Origin of the sequence: Bradyrhizobium sp. CCBAU 11357, assembly GCF_028128865.1 — a bacterium.
Taxonomy (GTDB): Bacteria; Pseudomonadota; Alphaproteobacteria; order Rhizobiales; family Xanthobacteraceae; genus Bradyrhizobium.
On the sequence record NZ_LBJW01000017.1, the window covers coordinates 474,142 to 496,183 of the forward strand.

General features: G+C 63.2%; 15 protein-coding genes and 4 pseudogenes. 11 read left to right on the top strand and 8 right to left on the bottom strand.

Going from position 1 to position 22,042, the window contains the following annotated elements:
• Window positions 1-37: 37 nt before the first annotated feature.
• Both XI05_RS07305 and XI05_RS07310 read left to right on the top strand, forming a co-directional pair.
• Window positions 38-1,063 carry a TRAP transporter substrate-binding protein gene (locus XI05_RS07305; RefSeq protein ID WP_271499988.1) on the top strand — a complete coding sequence of 342 codons (1,026 nt, stop codon included), beginning with the start codon at window positions 38-40 and terminating at the stop codon, window positions 1,061-1,063.
• A complete protein-coding gene (locus XI05_RS07310; RefSeq protein WP_271499989.1) occupies window positions 1,060-2,952 on the top strand; it encodes a TRAP transporter large permease in 1,893 nt (630 codons plus the stop codon). The genes XI05_RS07305 and XI05_RS07310 overlap by 4 nt, the downstream gene beginning before the upstream one ends.
• A gap of 40 nt (window positions 2,953-2,992) precedes the next feature.
• Here the strand turns inward: XI05_RS07310 and XI05_RS07315 are convergent, their stop codons facing one another.
• The 5 genes from XI05_RS07315 to XI05_RS07335 form a co-directional block, all read right to left on the bottom strand.
• Window positions 2,993-3,883, bottom strand: a complete 891-nt coding sequence (locus XI05_RS07315) for an SMP-30/gluconolactonase/LRE family protein (protein WP_271499990.1) — start codon at window positions 3,881-3,883, stop codon at window positions 2,993-2,995.
• Between the two features lie 31 nt (window positions 3,884-3,914).
• Entirely contained in the window at window positions 3,915-5,015 is a 1,101-nt protein-coding gene (locus tag XI05_RS07320) for an ABC transporter ATP-binding protein (RefSeq protein ID WP_271499991.1), read from the bottom strand.
• 10 nt (window positions 5,016-5,025) lie between these two features.
• Entirely contained in the window at window positions 5,026-5,865 is an 840-nt protein-coding gene (locus tag XI05_RS07325) for a carbohydrate ABC transporter permease (RefSeq protein WP_271499992.1), read from the bottom strand.
• The gene (locus tag XI05_RS07330; protein ID WP_271499994.1) at window positions 5,862-6,785 is read right to left on the bottom strand and encodes a carbohydrate ABC transporter permease; all 924 of its coding nucleotides are present in this window, start codon (window positions 6,783-6,785) and stop codon (window positions 5,862-5,864) included. Before XI05_RS07330 ends, XI05_RS07325 begins: the two co-directional genes overlap by 4 nt.
• A 61-nt stretch (window positions 6,786-6,846) precedes the next feature.
• Window positions 6,847-8,283 (bottom strand): ABC transporter substrate-binding protein, encoded by a 1,437-nt coding sequence (locus tag XI05_RS07335; RefSeq protein WP_271499996.1) that lies wholly within the window; start codon window positions 8,281-8,283, stop codon window positions 6,847-6,849.
• Between the two features lie 1,356 nt (window positions 8,284-9,639).
• Here XI05_RS07335 and XI05_RS07340 point away from each other — a divergent pair.
• The 4 genes from XI05_RS07340 (at window position 9,640) to XI05_RS07360 (ending at window position 15,491) form a co-directional block, all read left to right on the top strand.
• Window positions 9,640-10,917: a metallophosphoesterase family protein gene (locus tag XI05_RS07340; RefSeq protein WP_271499998.1), complete on the top strand. Its 1,278-nt coding sequence runs from the start codon at window positions 9,640-9,642 to the stop codon at window positions 10,915-10,917.
• Window positions 10,917-14,615 (top strand): AAA family ATPase, encoded by a 3,699-nt coding sequence (locus tag XI05_RS39465; RefSeq protein ID WP_333939823.1) that lies wholly within the window; start codon window positions 10,917-10,919, stop codon window positions 14,613-14,615. The genes XI05_RS07340 and XI05_RS39465 overlap by 1 nt, the downstream gene beginning before the upstream one ends.
• Window positions 14,616-14,813: 198 nt before the next feature.
• Window positions 14,814-15,164 (top strand): hypothetical protein, encoded by a 351-nt coding sequence (locus XI05_RS07355; RefSeq protein ID WP_333939824.1) that lies wholly within the window; start codon window positions 14,814-14,816, stop codon window positions 15,162-15,164.
• Between the two features lie 9 nt (window positions 15,165-15,173).
• Window positions 15,174-15,491, top strand: a complete 318-nt coding sequence (locus tag XI05_RS07360) for a hypothetical protein (protein WP_271500662.1) — start codon at window positions 15,174-15,176, stop codon at window positions 15,489-15,491.
• Window positions 15,492-15,620: 129 nt separating this feature from the next.
• On the opposite strand, the pseudogene XI05_RS07365 reads toward XI05_RS07360, so the two are convergent.
• From XI05_RS07365 to XI05_RS07375, 3 genes and pseudogenes are all read right to left on the bottom strand, one after another.
• A pseudogene (locus XI05_RS07365) lies at window positions 15,621-17,053 on the bottom strand (IS1182 family transposase).
• A 191-nt stretch (window positions 17,054-17,244) separates the two neighbouring features.
• Entirely contained in the window at window positions 17,245-19,155 is a 1,911-nt protein-coding gene (locus XI05_RS07370; protein ID WP_271500000.1) for a diguanylate cyclase domain-containing protein, read from the bottom strand.
• A 333-nt stretch (window positions 19,156-19,488) separates the two neighbouring features.
• A complete protein-coding gene (locus tag XI05_RS07375) occupies window positions 19,489-19,710 on the bottom strand; it encodes a hypothetical protein (RefSeq protein WP_333939825.1) in 222 nt (73 codons plus the stop codon).
• A gap of 485 nt (window positions 19,711-20,195) precedes the next feature.
• Here XI05_RS07375 and XI05_RS07380 point away from each other — a divergent pair, with 485 nt between their 5' ends.
• The 5 genes and pseudogenes from XI05_RS07380 to XI05_RS39650 all read left to right on the top strand — a co-directional run.
• Window positions 20,196-20,405, top strand: coding sequence for a hypothetical protein (locus XI05_RS07380; protein WP_271500002.1), 210 nt, complete (start codon window positions 20,196-20,198; stop codon window positions 20,403-20,405).
• Window positions 20,406-20,410: 5 nt separating this feature from the next.
• Complete coding sequence (locus XI05_RS07385; protein WP_271500004.1) at window positions 20,411-20,533, top strand: hypothetical protein; 123 nt, start codon at window positions 20,411-20,413, stop codon at window positions 20,531-20,533.
• A 13-nt stretch (window positions 20,534-20,546) separates the two neighbouring features.
• A pseudogene (locus tag XI05_RS07390) lies at window positions 20,547-21,663 on the top strand (glycosyltransferase family 4 protein).
• A gap of 68 nt (window positions 21,664-21,731) precedes the next feature.
• Window positions 21,732-21,845 (top strand): annotated as a pseudogene (locus tag XI05_RS07395) (CopG family transcriptional regulator); the annotation flags it as partial.
• Between the two features lie 59 nt (window positions 21,846-21,904).
• Window positions 21,905-22,033: pseudogene (locus XI05_RS39650) on the top strand (hypothetical protein); the annotation flags it as partial.
• Window positions 22,034-22,042: the final 9 nt, after the last annotated feature.

Below are 22,042 nucleotides of genomic sequence, written 5' to 3' on the forward strand. Positions count from 1 at the left end.
CACAACGTCAATACAGAAACAGAATCAGGAGGAAAACATGACTTTCTCGAAGTCCGGACGCATCAGCCGCCGTTCGCTATTGGTGGCGGCGAGCGCGGTACCTCTCTGCGGGATTCTGACCCGTCCGGTGTCGGCCGCCGAGTTCGTCTACAAGTTCGCAACCGGACAGGACCCGACCCATCCGGTGAACATCCGCGCGCAAGAGGCGATCGACCGCATCCGCGAAGCAACCAGCGGCCGGCTGGAGATCAGGCTGTTCCCGGCCAATCAGCTCGGCTCCGACACTGAGCTGCTGACCCAGGTTCGCAGCGGCGGCGTCGAATTCTTCAACCAATCGTCCTCGATCCTTGCCACGCTGGTGCCAAGCGCCGGCATCGTGAACACTGGCTTCGCATTCACCGACTACGACAGCGTGTGGAAGGCGATGGACGGCGAGCTCGGCAGCTACATCCGGGCGCAGATCGCCAAGACACCGATCATGGCGGTGTCGAAGGCCTGGGACAACGGCTTTCGTCAGGTGACCTCGTCCGGCCGCGAGGTGCGGACGCCGGATGATCTCAAGAATTTCCAGATCCGCGTTCCGCCCGCGCCGCTGCTCACCTCGCTCTTCAAGTCGCTCGGCGCAGGGCCCACCCCGATCAACTTCAACGAGGTTTATTCCGCGCTGCAGACCAAGGTCGTCGACGGCCAGGAGAATCCGTTGCCCATCATTGCGACCGCGCGCCTCTATGAGGTGCAGAGCACGTGCAGCCTGACGGGTCACGTCTGGGATGGTTACTGGATCCTCGGCAACAAGCGCGCCTTCGAGCGCCTGCCGAAGGATATGCAGGAGATCGTGACGCGCGAGCTCGACCGCTCTGCCGTCGATCAGCGCGCCGACATCGCAAAGCTCAGCCAGTCACTTCGCGCCGATCTTTCGGCCAAGGGCCTCAAATTCATCGACGTCGACCGCGCCGCCTTCCGCCAGGCATTGTCCAAAACCAGCTTCTACGCCGACTGGAAAGCCAAGTTTGGCGAGGAGGCATGGTCGCAGCTCGAAAAAGCCGCGGGCCAGCTATCATGACCAGCGTGAGCCATCCGCCCCACGTCGATGCCGCTGTGGCGGCCAGCGCCCCGCATGCAGGCCGGCGCAGTTGGGTGATAACGGCGAACACGGTGCTTGGTCATGTCGTGGCGGTTCCGGCAGCACTGCTCGTGCTGGCGGAGATCGCTGTGCTGTCTGCCGGCATCGTGGGGCGATACGTGTTCCGCTCGCCGATCATCTGGTCTGACGAGCTTGCCGGCATTCTCTTCCTCTGGCTCGCCATGTTCGGTTCCGTGATCGCGTTTCAGCGCGGCGAACACATGCGGATGACAGCTATCGTTGGCGTTCTCAGTGCGGAGCATCGCGCGTTCCTGGATGTCGTAGCGGCCGCAGCATCGCTGGCATTTCTTGCGCTCGTTGTCTGGCCAGCCTATGAATTTGCGGCGGACGAGGCCTTCGTCACTACGCCGGCGCTCGAGATCGTCAACAGCTGGCGCGCGGCGGCGCTACCGATCGGCATCGGCTTGATGCTGATCGCAGCGGTTATCCGGCTGATCCGCATCGCGACCCTGCGCAACCTGCTGGCTTCGGTCGCGATGGTCGCGGGCATCCTCGCGACGTTCGTTCTGCTCGCTCCCGTCTTGAAGCCGCTCGGCAATCTGAATCTTCTGATCTTCTTCGTTTTCGTCGTCGGCGCAATGGTCTTCGCGGCCGTGCCAATCGCGTTCGCATTCGGCCTCGCCACGGTCGGCTATCTCGCCCTGACAACCAGCACGCCTGACGTGGTGGTGATCGGACGGATGGACGAGGGCATGAGCCACCTGATCCTGCTCGCCGTGCCGCTCTTCGTCTTTCTCGGACTTCTGATCGAGATGACGGGAATGGCCCGCGCAATGGTCAGCTTCCTGGCGAGCCTGCTGGGCCACGTGCGCGGCGGATTGCACTACGTGCTGGTCGGGGCGATGTATCTGGTCTCGGGCATTTCTGGGTCCAAGGCGGCCGACATGGCTGCGGTGGCTCCGGTTCTGTTTCCCGAGATGCGGCAGCGCGGGGCCAGGCCGGGCGACCTCGTTGCGCTTCTGGCGGCAACCGGCGCGCAGACCGAGACGATCCCGCCCTCGCTGGTTCTGATCACGATCGGCTCGGTGACCGGCGTGTCGATCTCGGCCCTCTTCACTGGCGGGTTGCTCCCCGGCGTGGTGCTCGCGGTTATGCTCGCGGCCGTGGTCTGGTGGCGATACCGCCGCGAAGACCTGTCTCACGTCAAACGGGCTACCGGCCGGCAAATCGGGCGGGCCTTTGTGATCGCGATACCTGCTATCGCACTGCCGTTCGTGATCCGCACGGCGGTCGTCGAGGGCGTTGCGACGGCAACGGAAGTCTCGACGATCGGCATCCTGTACTCGGTCTGCGCCGGTCTGTTCATGTATCGGCAGTTCGATTGGCGTCGCATCTACCCGATGCTGGTCGAGACAGCCTCGCTGTCAGGGGCGATCCTGCTCATCATCGGCGCGGCGACAGGCATGGCGTGGGCGCTGACCCAGTCGGGATTTTCGGCTTCTCTGGCCAAATTCATGACCAGCCTACCCGGCGGGGTCCCCGTCTTCCTGGCAGTTACGATCGTGACTTTCGTGATCCTCGGCAGCGTGCTGGAGGGAATCCCGGCCATCGTCCTGTTCGGTCCGTTGCTGTTCCCGATCGCGCGGCAGGTCGGGGTGCACGATGTCCACTACGCGATGGTGGTCGTCCTCGCCATGGGCATCGGCCTGTTTGCGCCGCCGTTCGGCGTCGGCTATTACGCGGCCTGCGCGATCAGCCGCATCAATCCGGACGAGGGCATGAAGCCGATCGTGGGCTATATGATCGCACTCTTGATCGGCACCTTAATTGTTGCCGCCGTGCCCTGGCTGTCGATCGGCTTCCTTTGACTGCTCCGAAGGAGCCTCGCGGCCACCACGAGGCTCCTGGTCAGGCGAATTTCGGCAGATGCAGCGGCAGGCCCTCGCAGGCCATGTCAATCTCCTCGACCTGGCCCTTGCCGACCTCAGTAACGCGTAGCTTCCTGCCTTCGAGCGCAAAGGCACAGTTCGTCGGCTGGGGCCCATCCAGGATCAAGCGATCGACGACCTCACCGCGCCGGTCTAGCACCGTAACGTTCTTCTGGTTGTAGACCGTGCAATAGAGCCGGCCGTCCGTTCCGAAGGCCATCCCGTCCGGCCCTTTGAAATCCGGATTGGCATCCGGCTGCAGCACGTTGCCGAAGACGACGCGTTTGGGCGCTGCCTCGCCAAGCACGTCATATCGATAGATCTCGCCAGTGAAGGATGCGTTGGCGTAGAGGTGGGTGTCGGGACCGAAGGCAAGGCCGTTGGTGAAACGGATCTTGCGATCGAGCACGCGGAGCACCTTCATGGCTGCCGGATCGATCTCATACACACGGCCATCCCAGTCGAGGTCCATATACCCATCTACGAAGGCCTGGCCGTTGATGAAATCCTCGGCGGCCATTCCGGAGTCGGTCATGTACAGCAATCCGTTCGGACCAAAGCAGAGGTCGTTCGGAAACAGAAACCGGTCCGCGCCTTGGCCCTGCATGCGCCGGATCTCGTTTCCGCTTTCGTCGATGCAAATCAGCGCCCGGAGGCCAGCTTCCGCGATCCAAATTCGGCCGTGGCCATCGGTCGTCAGTCCATTCGGACGGCCGCCCGTCGTTCGGATCACGCGGCGATTGCCGCGAGGATCGAGCCGCGTGACGCAAAGGGTCGACGCAGACATCTCCGTGACATACATCGAGCCTTCGGGCAGGCACACCGGACCCTCCGGCGCGCCAATTCCGGTTGCAAACAGTCTCGACGCCATTCATCCCTCCCGTTCTCGAATGTTGCTCTCGTTATGCGATGACTAGGCCGCTGGCCGGATCGATCAGCACCACGCGATTGAGGTCGATGGCGAGATCAATCCGCTCGCCATGGCTGCTGACGTCATGGGCCTGCAACTCGGCAACCGCATCGACGCCGCCGATCCTGATGGTGGTGAAGGTGCGTGTCCCCGTCGGCTGAATGAGATCGGCAGTGGCCGAATAGCAGACCACGCCTTCGCGCAACGGCCCGCCGGCCCGACTGAAGTGCTGAGGCCGAATGCCGACGAGAATCTCTCGCCCGTCCATACTGGCCAGCGGCCTCGCCTTCGCGCTCGGAACCGTCAGTCCACCGCCGGACTGAAACACCAATGCTGCGCCGGGACCGTTTGTCTTGAGGGTCGCCGGGATGAGGTTGATCGAGGGAGAGCCGAGAAAGCCTGCCACGAACCCCGTACGGGGCTGCTCGAACAGCTCGAGCGGAGGGCCTTGCTGCTCGATGCTTCCGTCGCGCAGCAGCACGATACGGTCGGCCAGCGTCATCGCCTCGACCTGGTCATGGGTAACGTAGATCATGGTCGTCGTGATCTCGTGATGCAAGCGCTTGATCTCGGTGCGCATCTCGTCGCGCAACTGAGCGTCGAGATTCGAGAGCGGCTCGTCGAACAGGAACAGGTCGGCCTTGCGGACGATGGCACGGCCGATGGCGACGCGCTGACGCTGTCCTCCGGAGAGCTGCCGCGGATAGCGCTGGAGGAAATTGCCGATGCCGAGCATCTCGGCGGCTTCATTGACCCGCTTCCTGATCTCGATCTCGGGAGTCTTGCGAGCGCGCAGACCGAAGGCGATGTTCTCGCTGACGGTCAGATAGGGGTAGAGCGCATAGTTCTGAAACACCATCGCGATATTGCGCTCGCGCGGGCGCAGATCGTTGACCACCGCGCCCCCGATGGTGATCGTTCCGCCATCCGGATCCTCGAGACCGGCGATGGTTCGCAAGAGCGTGCTCTTGCCGCAGCCGGACGGCCCCACCAGCACAGCGAATTCGCCATCGGCGATGGTGAGATCCACCCCCCGGACCGCATGCACGTTGCCGTAATATTTGTGTACTCCGGACAGCTTGACGTCAGCCACTCCGCTCTCCCTAACCCTTGACTGCGCCCAGCGAGATGCCGCGCACGAGATAGCGCTGCATCACCGAGACCGCGACGAAGATCGGCAACGTCCCCAGGACCGACATCGCCGCGATCTTTGCCCAGAAATTCGATTGGCCGCCGAAATAGTGCGTCAGCATGACCGGGAACGTGATGACCTCGGTGCGTGTAAGCACGAGGGCGAACAGAAAATCGTTCCAGGCGAACACGAAGGTGAAGACCGACGTCGCCATGAGACCTGGCCGCACCATCGGGAAGACGACTTTCCAGATCACTTCCCATCGGTTCAGGCCGTCGACGAGAGCGCTTTCCTCGAGCTCCAGCGGAACGTCGACGATGTAGCCGCGCATCATCCAGATCACGTAGGGAAGATTGAAGGCCGTGTAGAGCAGGATCAGCCCGAAATAGCCGTCGACGAGGCCGAAATACACGTAGATTAAGAAGATCGGGAAGACGACAGCGATCGGCGGAATCATGCGTTGGGAGATGATCCACATCGCGAGGTTCTCGCCGCCGGTGCCGAACCTGGCGAGGCTGTAGGCGCAGAGCGTCCCGAGAACGATTGCGATGCCGGAGCTGACGCCGGCGACGATCAGGCTGTTCAGGATGGCCAGGACGTCGCCATCTTTGAACAGGACGTAATAGTTTGAGAACTGGATCTGTCCGGGAATCCACAACGGCGGGACGTGATAGATTTCGTCTGGCGTCTTGAACGAAATCATGAACAACCAATAGACCGGAAACAGGAACAGCAGGGTCACGATGCCGGCGCCGAGATAGCGGACGGCGAGGATGCGAGCTTTTCTGGCCGGAAACCTGCCGATCCTCATCGCACAAGCTCCATGCGCTTGAGGAACAGGGTCGTGATCAGCGTCAGCAGCGCAATCACCAGGAAGGAGATCGCGGCCGTGTAGCTGGTCTCGAATTGCGAGAAGCCCTGCACATAGGTGTAGAGCGAGATGGTCTCGGTCATCGAGCCCGGTCCGCCTTCGGTGAGGGCCCAGATGACGTCGAAGATGCGAACGAGATCGAGGCCGCGGATCAGGCAGGCGACGGCGATCACGGGCGCGATCGCCGGCAGAACGATTGCGCGAAGCACGCGCAGGTACGACGCCCCATCGATCTCCGCGGCCTCAAGCTGCGACTGGTCAACATTCGACAGCGCGGCGAGCAGCAGCAGGAACATAAACGGCGACCACTGCCAGACCTCGGAGATGATGATCGCCGGATAGACGTAGGCGGGATTGACGGTCCAAAGGATCCGCACCGGCTCGCCGGCGAAGAAACTCAGAATCTGGCCAATCGGGCCGAAGCGGACGTCGAACATCAGACGCCAGGTCGCACCCGCGACGATCGGAGAGATCACCGTCGGAAGCACCAGCAGCGCGACGAAGATCTGTCGACCCGGCATCCGATCGATGAAGAGCTGCGCCATCAGGAACCCGATCAGCAGCTCCAAGGGGAGGGCGATCGCGGTGATGATGGCGGTGTGACCGAGCGAAGCCCAGAGGCGGGCATCCCTGAACAGCTCGGCATAGTTCAAGAAGCCAACGAAGGAGGTGTCGTTCTCGGTCATCGTGATGCGCTGGAAGCTCACGATCAGCGAGTAGATCAGGGGAAACAAGCCGACCAGGAGGAGGATCAGAATGGCCGGCGCGACGATGAGATAGGGCAGGCGGTCCTCGAGCATGCGCCCGAAGCGGCTGGGGCGGCGCTGCTCGGCGCCATTGAGGCTCACGGAAACTGTCATCATTAGTCCGGAAAACGGCACCGCACGGGAGGGCGACGCCTCCCGTGCGATATCCAGCCAGTTATTGCGGGTAGGCGCCGGGCTTTGCGGCCCAGACCTTGTAGACGGCTTTCTGGTTCTCGATGCCGACCTTCTCGGTGATCGCGTCGAATTGTTGCGCCATGCGATCGAGAATGGCCTTGGGATCTTCGCCGGCCCACAGGCTTGAGATTGCCTTGGTCATCGCCTCGTCGTACTTGTCTTGTTGCAGCAAGGAGAGATCGAGCAGGCCCTTCTCGCCCGACGTCTTGATCGTGTCGAGATAGGCTGGAGCATCGGGCCAGAGCGCACGGTATTTCTCGCTCGCGTAGTGCGAGAGGCGGAACGGATCGCGCAGCGTATAGGGCAGCTGGACGCGCTCGAGGCTGGTCTTCCTGCTGTTCAGCCACTGGATGAAGAGATACGCGGCCTCCTTGTTCTTGCTGGTGGCCGAGACCGACAGGTCGAAGCCGACGCCGAGCTCGGGACGGCCGAGAGGCGTGAGCGCGTAGCCGACCTTGCCGGCGACCTGCGATTTCGGCACCCACTTCAAAGCTTGCTCGCCCGAGCCATAGCCCGCGGCCCAGCGGCCGTAGGGCGGCCAAGAGATCGTCATGGCGGTCGTGCCCTGAAGGAACGCAGCGAGATTGTCGACGAAATTCCACTGCTCCACGCCCGGCGGCATGAACTTGTTTTCCGCCAGCATCTGCTTGAACACCTTGAGGCCGACCTCGCCATTCACCGCGGCCTTCATGGTGTCGGCATTGAAGAACTTGCCGCCTTCCATGCGGAAGCGCTCCTGGAACATGTATTGCGGATAGGGCGCGGTGCGGAAGAATCCGGCGCCGTAGACCTTCGGCGCCATCTTGTCGGTGATGAACTGGCCGATCTCGTCGAATTGTTTCCAGTCCTTTGGCGGCGCCAGCTCGTAGCCGAACTTGGTTTTGAACTCCTCCTTCATCTTCGGATCCTCGAAGATGTCCTTCCGGTAGTAGAGCAACATCACGTCGCCGTCGTCCGGGAAGCCGTAGATCTTCCCGTCATACTGCATCTGGTTGTCGCGATAGGCGGCCGCGATGTCCTGCAGCTCGTCGCGGTAGCCAAACTTGTCGACATACTTGTCGAGAGGCTCGAGCGCGCCTGCACGCGCAAGATCCGGCATCCAGGACGGAATGACGTTCAGCGCGTCATAAGCTCCGGCGCCTGACTTGAAATCCTGCATGATTTTGGTGAACATCTGGTCGGTCGGCACCTCGACCACCTTCACCTTGATGCCGGTGAGCTTCTCCCATTGCGGGCCGGAATAGTTCAGCGGGTCGAGCGACTGCAGGCCGGCCTCCCAGACGATGCTGATCGTTGTGCCCGCGTACTTCTTCGCGGCCTCGACCGCAGTGTCGGCCGCATCCTTGTCGCCAGCCGGCGCCGAGGTACCAGCGAGCGCTAAGACAGCGACTGCGCCGAGAAATGTCGTAAACTTCATCCTTCCTCCTCCTCTCCTGAGCGTCCGGAGGCCGGTCACGGGCTTCGGAGCGCTTCTCACGTCATCCCAGGCCGGTCAGCCAGCCGCAGGCACCAACCGGCCGTGCCGGCCATCGGCAGGCGCCGGAAAGAAAATTCATCCATGTTGAGGATTGGCCGCCCAGGCATTGCCAGGCGAGTTTCGCCGCTTCCAGCCCGAATGAGCGCCGGTCGGCTTTGCAGCTGCAGGTATCCTCCCCAAAAGAGCTCGAGAGCTTGTTTTGGGGCTAGTCTGCGTTGAGGCGGAACCAGCCGACAAATGAGAACTTTGCAATCATCGGTGAGCGGTATTCACCTGTTTGCGCAGCTTTCTCTGTAAGGCTATCAGCCTGATCACCGATATGCGCCGGAAGCTTGCCGACGGCGAGTCAGCCCTAACCTGGCCAGGCCACGACAGTTCGGGCTACTGGGTACATTGGATCTCCAATGATAGGATTTTGGCTCAGTCGAAAAAGTGTCGCGAATTTTTGTTTCAGACACGAGCCGCTCGGAGCATCGATTTTGCTGCTGATCGCCGGTGCCAACTACGCTGTTCAGAAAGCGACGTTGGAAACAGCTGCGCCAGTATTCCTCTTACTTGCGTTATGCCCTTTCACTTCAGTGCCGGCGTGCGATCTCATTTGGTGCCCGCCGTTCCTGCCAGCAAAAAAGAAGGCGCCTGCATCCCGACGGTGCTGGGACGCCGTGCAGACATTTCCCAATGCGCCAGGAGCAAACGGGCAGCCACCAGCCCGCGGGGAGCACGGATTGGTCCTTCGCAACGCGACAAGCCCTCAAGGGAACGAGGGCAAATGATGCGCCGCCGGGAAGGTGCAATACCGCGTTACGCTCAGTTCGCGCAACGAGCCTCTAGCGCATCGACGAAAGCGCGATCCCATCGGCCCTCACGGATCGCGTGGATGGTAGCGTGTTCCTTCTGCTCCTGGGCCAGTGCTTTCTCGATGACCGTAGCAGCCAGGGAGGGTTGAAATGCAAGAAGGCCGTCCTGATCACCGACGATGATGTCGCCCGCGTCTGCGGGATGCTTGACGGGTAGCTTCCCACCGCTTCGTTTTCCCCGCATTTCCGACCGTCGCCCACGAGGGAACCTTTCCTTTCCCTCTCTTTCGTGCCCACGCTCGAATGTGCCCTCGTCCGGAGCCGGGCGGGTGCCGTCACCAGGTGAGGAGTAGACAGCATGCGAGGGGTCAGAGCCATCTCGATCGATCCTGTTACGCGATAGATCACCGCAATCGAGATCAGCCCCGAGACGCGTTTGCTGCGCGACTTCCCGAGTGCGGTAAACTCCGCTTGATTCGAAAGGAATGCGAGTGGTTTGATGACTGCCTATCGTTTCGTCCATGCGGCCGACATCCATCTCGACTCGCCTCTGCGCTCACTCGCGCTGCGGGATCGCGAACTGGCCGATTTCATCGGCAACGCCAGCCGGCAGGTCTTCGCGCGCATCATCGATCTCTGCCTCGAGGAACGGGTACAAGCGCTCTTGCTCGCCGGCGATCTCTACGACGGCGACCAGACCTCGATGAAGACCGCGCGTTTTCTCGGTGAGCAACTTCGCCGCCTCGACGCTGCGGGCATCCGAACCTTCATCATCCGAGGCAACCATGACGCGTTGGCCAGGATCACGAAGGAGCTCGTCTTTCCGCCGAACGTGCATCTTTTCGGCGGACGTGCCGAAGCCGTCGAGATAGAGCGGGACCGCGGAGAGCGATCGATCGTGATGCACGGGCTCAGCTTCGCGAAACCGCACGCCCCCGAGGGGCTCCTCGCCAAGTACCGGCCACCGGTCCAGGACGCGACCAACATCGGAATGATGCATACCAGCTTGAACGGGTCACCCTCTCACGACGTGTATGCGCCGTGCTCCACCAGCGACCTCCTTGGATCTGGTTTCCGCTATTGGGCGCTGGGGCACATACACAAGCGATCGACGATCGAAGGATCCTGCGCCATCGTGATGCCCGGTATCCCACAAGGGCGGGACATCGGCGAGAGCGGACCCAAGTCCGTGACGTTGGCGAGCGTGCTAGACGACGGCTCCATTGCGCTCGAGGAGCGGATCGTGAGCCTGGCCCAGTTCGAGCGGGTCGGACTTGATGCTTCCGGAACGGCAACTTGGCACGATCTGGTCGCGCGGCTTGATACGTCGCTTCAGGACGCTGCGACCCGATCGGTCAGCGATCATCTCGTCGTGCGGCTCGCGATTTCCGGTACGACGCCGTTGGCGTGGAACATGAGACGGGACGCCGATCTCCTGCGAACCGAGGCCGAAACTCGCGCGAAATCGCTGGGCGACGTATGGATCGACAAGCTCGAAATCGACTGCCGGCGTACGCAAGCGGGCGCAACCGCGAGTACCGACCAGCTAGATGCTCTTCGAAAGACGATGAACGACGAGGTCGCCGCATCGGAATGCTTCCGAAACGAGGCGACCGACACGGTTAAGGAGCTGCTGGCGCAGTTGCCGCCTGAGTGCCGGCGAGCCATCGCTCCGGACGAGGCCGCCCTCGAGGATCTTGTCGCGCGGCTCGCGGTAGAGGGCGCGGAAGAGGTCCTGGCGCGCCTTTCGATCGGCGACTCGGATGGAGCGCGCTGATGCGCATCCGCAAACTCGGACTTCGTCGGTACGGAAAGTTCACGGACGCTTTCATCGACTTCGGTGAGCGGGTCGCGGGTTGCGCCGACCTGCACATCGTCTATGGACCGAATGAGGCCGGGAAATCCACCGCGATGTCGGCGTGCACAGATCTGATCTTCGGCATCCCAGCCCAGAGCAGGTTCAACTTCCTTCACCCCTACGCGGCCATGCGTATCGAAGCCGAAGTGGAGACCTCGGGCGGGATCCGCAGGTTCTGCCGCATCAAGCGTCCTCACAACAGCCTGCTGGACGAGGCCGACAATCCGGTTCCCGATACGCTGCTTCCCGGCGAACTGGGAGGCCTCGATCGCGGCGCCTACCACACCATGTTCTGCCTCGACGACGAGACCCTAGAGGCCGGTGGGGAAAGCATCCTCGCCAGCAAGGGCGATCTCGGTCATCTACTGTTTTCTGCAACCGCCGGTCTGGCCGATCTCAGCGCCCGTCTCGGATCCGTGCAGGCGGAAGCGGAGGCGTTCTTCCGTCCAGGGAAGCGATCGGGAGGTCTCCTCGAGCTCAAGAAGAATTTGGCGGCTCTCAACGAGGAGCGAGAACGCATAGATACCCTCGCTACCGAGTACGCCCGCCTCGTGATCCAGCGCGACGACGCGGCCGCGGCCTACGCCGAAGCCATCGCGCAACGTAGCCGCACGCAGGCACGGATGGATCAAGTGCAGAGCTTCATCAACGCCTTGCCGCGGTTGCGGGGCTTGCGCGCCCTTCGCACCGAACTGTCTCCGCTCGCACGGTTGCCCGTCGCACCGTCGTCGTGGGGGCGGGATCTTCCGGCGTTGACGACCCGCCAGACGGCTTTGGCGGCGCAGATGCGGTCGGCGACCGAGACCATTGTCGCTCTGCAGCGTGAGCTCGATGGGCTCGTCGTGAACGCCTCGGCTTGCGCCATGAACAGCCGCATGGAATTGCTGACGGACATGCGGGCACGGTACGTCACGGCGGCGAAGGACCTTCCGGATCGTCGGCTCGCCCTTGGACTTGCCGAGCAGAAGATCGCTCATGTTTTGACGCTGCTAGATCGGGCGTCCGAGCAGGATCCCGCGCGACTCCTCCTTTCCACCGGCGTGACGGGATCTCTCCGTGACCTGATGGAGCGACGCTCGGGCGTCGAGGCGGCTCTTGCATCTGCCGAGGCCGAGTTCGCCAAAGCCGAGGGTGCGCTTGCGGTGGCCGAGGCGAGGGTAGGCGAACACGGGGCGGGTCTTGACGAGGCGACGACAGCCGTCCTGTCCGCGACCATCGCGAGCGCCCGACAATCGGACGACGCGGCTCGGCTGCGGGAGGCCGACCGGATGCGCCGCGAACGTGAGGACGAATTCGCCGATCGGCTGCGCGAATTGCTCCCCTGGACCGGTGGCAGGGACGATCTGTTCGCCGTTATGGTGCCCGCGCCCGACCAGCTTCAGCGTTGGGCATCGGCCGAAACGCAGCTTTCTCGCGAGATCGACGCCACGCAACTAGAGTTCGACCGCATCGACACGGAAGCGAAGCGCCTCGAGGCGAAGATTGGAGCGCTTGGCGCCGCCACTGCCGTCGTCAGCGACCAAGAAACTGCGGAGGCCTGGTCCGCCCGCGAAGCCGCCTGGGCCGAGCACAAGATGGCACTCGACGCAGGGACGGCCGCCGAGTTCGAGACCGCGATGCGGAAACTGGACCTGATCACAGAACAGCGATCCCGTCATGCCTCCGCAATCGCGGACCTCAATCGCGCGCTTCTAGACAGTGCCGATGTTCGCACGCGGCGGGAGCAGGTCGAGCGGCACCTGCAAGGAAGTCTCGCAAGACGTGCGACGTTGATCATGGACGTCGAGAAGTCGCTTCGAGCCGTAGGGAACGGGCTGGACCATACTGTCGGTCTGAGCGGTTTGAATCTTTGGCTGCAGAGGCTCGACCGCGCGATGGGGGCTGAGAGAAAACTCGCGGCAGCCGAGCGAGAATGGCAGCAGGTGCAGGACGCCGCCGCCTCTTCGTGCGAGCGCCTTGCCGAGATGCTCCGCAGGTCGGGCCTCGAGGTTCCGCGGAGCGACGACATGGCGGCGATGCTGTCCGCGGGACAAGCAGCTCTGGATCGCGCAGCAGGCGCCAAGAACCTACGAGCGACCCTCGAGGATCGAAGGCGGGACCTGAACTTCCGCGAGACACGGCTCGAGGAGGCGAGGCTCGCAGACCGATCATGGCGCGAAGCATGGCAAGAGGCTTGCGCGGCATGCTGGCTGGGCGAGCGCGGCAGAGCAGCTACGACGGCCGTCGTGCGAGAAACCTTGGAGGCGCTTGCCGTATTGGGATCGGCGCTGGAAAGGAAAGCAGAACTTGCCGATCGCATCGCGAAGATGCAGCGCGACCAAACCCAGTTCGAGGCCGAGGTGGAAGCGCTCGCTGGAGCGATCGGCCTCGCCCGAGGTCGCTCTGACGTACTGGCACTCTGCGAAGAAATCGTGAACTCCATCGCCTCCGCAACGAAGGCGCTGGACCGTCGGCAAGAGCTCGAGGAGCGGCTCGGCAAAGAGCAGGACAAGGCTCGCTCGCTCGCAAATGACATCGCGGAGGTGCAGAGCCGAGCGGACCTCATGATGAAGCACTTCGATGTCGGTTCCCTCGCGGAAGTCGAAGGTTGTCTGCGCTCGCTCGACCGCAGGTCCGACCTCCAAACGCGTCTGGAGCAGACGCAGCGAGAGATAGTCGAGGTGATGAAGGTCGAAACGATCGAGCAGGCCGAAGACGCCCTCGATGCGCTACAACAAGGTTCGCCGGAAAGTGAACTGATCGAACTGAAAGCACGGTTCGAGGACGAGGACAGCCGAACCCGCGATCGCTTCGCTGCACTCGACAGAGCAGAAGCCGGCATAGCCGGGGTGGGCGGCGATGCGGCGGTGGCCGTCCTTGAATCCAAGCGACGCACGATATTGCTCACCATCGAAGAGCAGGCGCTCGAGTATCTCAAACTGAAGCTTGGGATGGCCGGCGCCGAGAGGGCCCTGCGGGCCTATCGCGACCGTCATCGAAGTTCGATGATGGCACGGGCTTCAGGGGCATTCGCACTGATCAGCCGTGGCGCCTACTCAGGACTCGCCACTCAGCCCTCGAACGGCAGCGAACTCCTGATCGCAAAGGCATCCGACGGCGGCTCGAAACTCGCTTCCGAGCTGTCGAAAGGAACGCGATTTCAGCTTTACTTGGCGCTACGTGTCGCCGGCTATCACGAGATCGCACAAGCCCGCTCGCCAGCCCCCTTTCTTGCGGACGATATCATGGAGACATTCGATGACTTCCGGGCGGAGGAGGCCTTCCGCTTGCTTGCCGCGATGGCCCGCAGAGGTCAGGTAGTCTACTTCACCCATCACCGTCATCTCTGCGAGATCGCGAAAGTCGTTGAGCCTTCCGTCAAAATCCACGTCCTGAAGACCGAGTCCCTCAGGGGATGGGCCGTGTCTGTTCTTAGAGAAGCCGGCGCGATCCGGGAGTGCGAGGAGCATGGTTGGATGCAGGACCTCGGCGACCCGCATGCTCGCGAGCGAGCGTTGGATGCCGCGCGTCGGGAGCCGCCGGCCGGGCTTTCCGACAGCGCAGCCATTGCTCTGGTGGGAGAGCTTCTGGAGGATTTCGGCGACAGGTGCCCCGAATGCAGCCGGGCATCGGAGTGATCGTCCCTGTTCCGGCTCTCAGCCGCGTCAGTGGCGAGGATCCGCCCGACCTCTCTCGGCGGTTAGAAATACCGCCAAAGCTTATTTGCGTTCCGGGTACTCTCCCGGCTGGACTCTGTTGTTCTTGTTATGTTCTAATTCGGCATGACTGATCGCCCCGCCAGCTGGCGCATGCCGACCCGAAAGCAGATGGACCGGATGGCCGCCGCCGTCGGCAGAAAGGCACCTGCCACGCCCGGACCGGCACCGAGCGACGACCTGCCGCCTGAATACTTGCAGGCGCTCCTAAACGACCCTTGCGCCGACGGGGCCAATCCGGCCGCCCGTGCATCCGGACGCGCGCTGCGGCTGGACGAAATTCCCCAGCATTTACTGAGGGTGGGCTGCCGACGCTGCGGCAGGACCATCGAGATACAGAAGGTAGGCGCCGTCAGACTGTACGGCCTGGACGAGATCTCGGCGAAGGTCGGCCGCCGCTTGCTGGACAACACCTGCCAGGCGACGACAGGCCGCCACGAAGAGGACGGCTGTTGGGCTGTCTCCGACTAGGCGTGCGCAATGGCGCCGAAGCACCATCCCACGCCTCTCTCCGGAGGAGACCGCAAGGCGCTGAGCAAGGAGATCAGCAAGGCTCGCGCCATGACCACGATCCTCGCGGCGCAAATCGCCGACAATCCGGCGCGTCCGCGCGCGACCAATTCGGCGGCGCAATCCGAATATGCACGGCTGGCCGGCATGTCTCTCGCGGAGCTGACGGCGGCAATGGAGCCGTATCTGCCCATCGTCCGCACCTTCGTCGTCCTTGGCAACGTGGTGCCTTCCTTGCGGGAGCGGCTGATCCAGCGCATCGAAGCGGGGCTGCGCTCGGAAGACTGAACCGTCTTGGTCGCGCGCGCGAGCCGACGTGGCCTGTCGAAGCGAGGCGTCAGTGTCTCCTTTGGGTCTTGGTCGTGTAAAAACACCGTTCCCTGGGGAAGTCGGTGAGAAGCCAGGACCGGCTTGGTCTCAGGCCACGATCGCAGCCATCAGCTGCTCGGCGATGTTCATGACTCGCGTCAGATTATAGGCCAGGACCGAAAGTGCCATCTCGGCGGCTACTTTTGGGAGGGTTTTGGTGAGGAAGTGTTTCGCTCCCATGCGAGCCTTCATCGTGCCGAACGGATGCTCGACGGTCTCGCGACGCTGGCGCATGGCCTGTGGGTTTGCATCGAGTCGCTGCTGCACAGCCTCGAGCAGATGCTCATGCTCCCATCGCGTAATCCGCCGCTCTGGCCCGGTCGTACATCGCGATTTGAGCGAACAATTTTGACAGGCTGTGGTCCAGTAACGCCGTAGCATCTTGCCGTCTTCTTCGTTTGTGTAGCGATACGGTAGTCGCTCCCCAGCCGGACAGCGATAGACGTCCTCCCCTGGCAAATACGCAAAGTCCTGCTTACCGAAGCGCCCCTCGGATTTGGCGCCCGATGTCTGCGGCTTAGGCAGCGTTACCGTGATGCCGGCCTCGTGGCACGCGAGGATCTCCGGGCTGTTGAAGTAGCCGCGGTCGCTACAGCTTCGAGTGTCTCGGTCTTTAGAACAGCCTTCGCCTGCTTGGCCATATTGGCCAGTTGCGCCCGATCTGAGCCGCTGTTCGTGACCTGGTGCGCCACAATCAGATGGTGCTCGGTATCGACGGCGACCTGCACAAAGTAACCGACGACCCCGGAGCCGCGACCGCTCCTCGCCATCGAACGGCTGTCGGGATCAGTCAGGGAGATTTGCTGATCCGGCGAGGCAAGCATCTGCTTCTCGTAGGCAACAAGCTTGCCCATTTCCTCCTTCAGCTTCGTCAGCTTCTCAGTCAGCCTCGTCACCTTGGCGGCCAGCGCTTCGCTCGGCTCCTGTCGGTCGGCCGCGTCAAGTTGGCTGAGATAGCGCGCGACGCTCTCCTCCAGTTGAGCACGCCGCCGTTCCACCTTCGCGCGCGTGAAGTTCCTGTCCCGGTTGTTCACGGCCTTGAACTTGCTGCCATCAATGGCGACGCTCGCCGTCGCCAGCAGACCCATCTCTCGGCAGAGTTCGACGAAGCGTGCACATACCTTGCGGAGCGCCAAGCCGTTGTCTTTGCGGAAGTCCGCGATCGTCTTATGATCGGGAGTGAGCCGGCCCAGCAGCCACATGGCCTCGACATTGCGTCCGGCCTCTCGTTCGAGCCGTCGGCTCGACTGCACCCGGTTTAGATAGCCGTAGATGTAAAGCTTCAGGAGAACGGAGGGATGGTATGACGGCCGACCGGTCGCCGCCGGCTCCACTCCCTCGAAGCTTAACTCGGCCAAATCGAGCGCATCGACAAACACGTCGATCACGCGAACAGGGTTGCTCTCGTCAATGAAATCATCGAGGCATTCGGGCAATAAAGTCCATTGCCCACGATCGGCCTGCTTAACGAAGCGCCTCATCAGCTTCCCCCGCAGAATCACGAGAGAATCATGGCAAAGCAGCGGCGTTTTCACACAGCCAGGGTCACGAGGCGAATTCTCAGAGCCGGTGCAAGCCGTCTGCTTCAACGCTGAAAGCGGGGAGTACACGTCCTCAGGCGCGAGTTAGAAGGAAGGACAGTTCACAAACCAATCCTTTTGGCCTCCAACTGCTACGCGCTTCTGGCGCCGGGCCAGGCGACCACCTTTCCCGACATGACGAGACGGTCGCGGCCGCTGTCCTTGGCGGCATAGAGCGCGCGATCGGCCGCCGCCACCAGGGCGCCGCAGTCCATCGCCTGCGAGGGCACGTTGGTCGCGCCGCCGAGGCTCACCGTGACGATCTTGGACGGCAGGTTCAGCGCGTGCAGCATGCCGAGGTCGCGCAGCGCCTTGCGCACGTTCTCGCCGACCAGTTCACAGCCATCCGCGTCCGTGTTCGGCAGCAGCAAGGCAAACTCCTCGCCGCCGTAGCGCGCAGCGAGATCGGCCGGGCGGCGGACCTGCGAGGCGAGGATCCGCGCCAGCGCACGCAGGCAGGCGTCGCCGGCCTGATGGCCATATTGGTCGTTGAATTTCTTGAAGTGGTCGACATCCACCAGCAGCAGCGAAAGAGGCGTGCCGTCGCGCTTGGCCCGCGCCCATTCCTCGGCGAGGCGGTCGTCGAAATGGCGGCGGTTGGCGATGCCGGTGAGGCCGTCGGACGTGGCGAGCGCGGCGAGCTTGTCCTGCAGATCCTTCTGCTCGGTCATGTCGCGCGAGATCGCCACCACGCCATCGATCTCCTGAGTTTCCGAGGACCGGGTGACCCGCAGCGCCGTCTCGACCCAGATCTCCTTCTTCTGGCGGTGGTTGGCGCGATAGATGATGCGCGCCTCTTCGGCCTCTCCGCCCTTCAATGCCGCAACGACCTGCTCCAGGCGCGGTCGGTCCTCCGGATGGACGCCCGCGAGCGCCGAGGTCCCCAGCAGCCTGGCGGGGTTCCAGCCGAGGATGCGGGCGCATGACGGGGAGGCGTAGAGGATGCGCTCGTCCAGCCCGACGCGCATCACGACGTCGCTGCACTGTTCGGCGATCAGGCGGAAATCCCCCTCCTTGGCGACCAGGGCCGCCGCCATACGCTGGCCCTTCGAGAGATGACGCACCAGGAAGAAGCCGATTAGCGCCATCGACAGGGTTAGACCGGTGACCACGCCAAAGCGCGTGACCGCTTGCTGGCGCCATGGAGCGAGGACGTCGCTCTGCGCCTTCGTCGCCAGCACGACGAGCGGATAGCGGCTGCTCTTTCGGTAGAAGCTCAGTCGCTCCTGTCCGTCCAGCGGCGACTTGAAGTAGTAGGTCCCGGCATTCGGCCGCTGGGCCATGGTCCGGAACAACGGTGAACCCGACATGTCGCGCCCGACATAGGCGCCGTCGTCGTCGCGGCTCCTGGACAGAATGATGCCGTCGGCGGTCAGCAGCGAGACCGCACCGTTTGGTCCGATGTCGAAGCGACGGTAGAACTGGGTGAAGTAGGCCACTTCGACGCTTGTCAGCACCACGCCGGCGAAACTGCCGTCGGGATGATTGAAGCGGCGGGAGGCGGTGATGATCCACTGCCCGCCGGACCGGCTCTTCACCGGCCGACCTATCAAGGTCCCGCGATCTGCCGCGGCGCGATGGCGCTGAAAGTAGTCGCGGTCGCTGTTGTTGAAGCCGGAGAAGTCGCCGTCTTCGGTGGTCGCCAGCCAGCGGCCGGTCTCATCGTAGACGAAGATGCCGCGGATGCGTTGCCTGTTGTACTTGCGCCCTTGCAGGAAATTCTGGATCTTCGCGACCGCGACCGGACTTGTTCCGCCGACCTCCATCCGGTCAACCATTCCGGCGAGGATGGTGTCCGCGAGCTCGAACGTGTCTTCGGCGTGCTGCGTCAGCGACTGGGCAAGGTTGGCCATGTCGACTTCGGCGTTGCGCAACTCGACTTGGCGGGACTCCCACTCGCGCCATCCGCTCAGCGCCAGAATGGCTACGCAAGCCAACGCGACGAAGGCCGCGGCCCACAACGGGAAGCGAGCTTTCTCGACCTCGCGGCGGTTGTTTGGCATCGGACCGTGGCTCCTTTTCGCGCAAGGTCCCACCTGGGCCTTAATGGCTGGTTTGCGAACGCGGCAGGATGCGGCGATCGGGTAAGCGTTGCCTCATTGTGGTGTCCGGGATCTTACGCGTTAAGGTGAGCGTCCATTAACCAGGAGCAGCCGGACCGCCGGTAGCGGGTTGGGTGCCCATGGAAGACGAGAAGAACCGATTGCTCGGCCCAAAGGTGCCGGCGCCTGGCGGCTCCGATCAACGATCCGGAGACCGCCGAGCGGCTCAACTCGCTGGCTGATGAATACGAACGGCGCGCTCAAGCCGCCGGGGACGAGAAGGAGTGAGATCCCTCAAGCCTCGCCCGATCCGGGCATGGCCGCGGCCGGCGGGACGAGGCGCAGCGGCGGCAACGGACGTTCGGCGGACGGGGGCACCGGAGAAGGCCTGCCGCCCCTCGCTTCGTATCGCTCCGCCAGCGCCAGCAATCGCCGCCTGATGAAGGGGTCGGCCCTTCCGGCCAGCTCGCGCACGCGATGGGCCATCGCCCGGTAGAAGTCCTGCTCCAGCGCCATGACGCGTCACTCCATCAACGCTACCGCCGGATGAAGTTGATGACATCGGCGGCGGCAGCGTCAAGCGGCGTCGTTCGCAGTGGCGTGCTCCGCGATTTCGCTTGAGCGAGCGCTCGTTGCGGCACTAAGCTGATCGCGGCGGGGAAATCCAGATGTCCGAACTGCACCTGATCAGGAAGCGGTGTCCGCACTGCGGGAGAGCGATGAAGCTTGTCTCCGAGCCGACGGGCCGGGGCGGCGAGCGATACGTCTGCCCCGCCTGCGAGGAGGATCCGCTGCACGACCCCGCCGCCCAAAAATGGGCGGACAGCCCGCTGCGCCCGCCGGCTAAGTAGCTTGCGAAGAATCGCCGAGGCCGGTTGTCCATCCGTCTATCGAGAGGGCTCACTCAGCTTCGACCGGGACCCGACTTTTTGGGAAAAAGTAGAAACTTCATCTTCGGAGACGAGTTGGTCTGGCGAGGTCTGTTCTCGTCGGAGCCGAACATGGTCAACGACGTCCCGTTGCGCACGGCGGTACATGCGGTCTGGTCCCTCTACCTGGCGAGGCATCGCGACGTCGATGCCGCGGACACCCGCCGCTGCCTGCTGGAGCGTCATCTGCAAGGGAGATGGGAAGCGCGTGTGAGCGATGCCGAAGAACTCACGGGATTCGGCCTGGCTTACCTTGAGCGCCTTCCCGAAGACGAATGGTGAGGCTGATGGAGGGGCTCCTCAGGCGAGCTGCGGTCGACAGCGCCAGGCCGGATTGGACGTTGCTGGCCGTCTCAGAACTCGCCTCCGCGGCCGTCGTGCTGCTCTTCCGCTCGATGGCTTCGGTCTAGAGGGTCGGCATCGATGCGCATCGCTCAACTTGCTCCCCTGGCCGAAAGCGTCCCTCCCAAGCTCTACGGCGGCACGGAGCGGGTCGTGGCGTGGCTGGTGGATGAGCTGGTCGAGCTCGGCCACGACGTCACGCTGTTCGCGAGCGGCGACTCCCGGACGAAAGGCGAGCTTCATCCCGTGTGGCCGCGCGCACTGCGTCTCGGACGGAAGGGCGCCGATCCAAATGCCGCCTGCGCCGTGCTGCTGGAGGCGATCGCCAGGCGCGCCAAAGACTTCGACGTGATCCACGCGCACATCGACTGGCTGCCCCTTCCGCTGCTCAGTCGGCTCGGCGTGCCCTTCGTGACCACCATGCATGGTCCGGCTCGATCTGCCGGGCCTTTCCGAGGTGTTGCGGCAGTTTCCCGGCGCTGGCTTCGTGTCGATATCGGACCATCAGCGTCTGCCATTGCCGGGGGCGAATTGGATCGCCACGATCCAGCACGGACTGCCATCGAACAACTTTCGCCCGTCTTTCGATCAAGGATCCTACCTGGCGTTCCTCGGCCGCCTGGCCGCGGAAAAGGGGCCCCAGGACGCCATCCGCATCGCGCGCGCCGCCGGAATGCCCTTGCGCATCGCCGCCAAGATTCCGCGCGGCGAGACCGTCTTCTTCAAGAAGCAACTTGAGCCCCACATCGACGGTCGGGCGGTCCAGCTCGTCGGCGAGGTGGACGAGGCGAAGAAGCAGCCGTTCCTCGCCGCGGCCGCGGCCCTGCTGTTTCCGATCGATTGGCCGCAGCCTTTCGGCCTCGTCATGATCGAGGCGATGGCCTGTGGGACGCCAGTGATCGCCTATCGCTCCGGCTCCGTGCCCGAGGTCGTCGAGGACGGCGTGACGGGCTTCATCGTCGAGAACGAGGAGCAGGCTGTCAGAGCCGTGGGCGATCTGGGCCGGCTCGACAGACGAAAAGTACGCGCCCGCTTCGAGGAGCGCTTCTCCGCAGACCGAATGGCGCGCGAGTATGAAAGCGCGTACCGCGGATTGATCTCTGCCGCCGCCGGGTACTCGGCTGCGGGATTCGCAGCGCCACACGCTGAACGTCGGCGCGAAACGAGGCCGGCAGACGAACTGCCGGCGTCCAGCTAACCGATTTTTCGCTGCCCCTTGAAAGTGGCTTCCGAACATCCATTTAACATCCAGAGGCCCTACACGAGCTGCGACCCCGGATCCCCGATACCGAAAAGATCACGATCAACCTCGGCTATGTCGATCTTGGGCAGATCGATCTGATGGTGCAGGAGGGGTTCTATTCGAACCGCACGGATTTCACGGGCTTTGGCTCATCAACCCGATCGCGCCCAAAGTTGCCGGCACCCGCGGATCCATGATGCCTGATGGCCGGATGTCCATTCTGGATTGGTTTATTGCTTCTGTCGGTAGCGCGGAGGACGGTGTCGCCGCCTATGACTATCCAAAGCCAGGCGAAACGGAGAAGTCACCCAAGCTGACTTACGCGCGGAAGTTC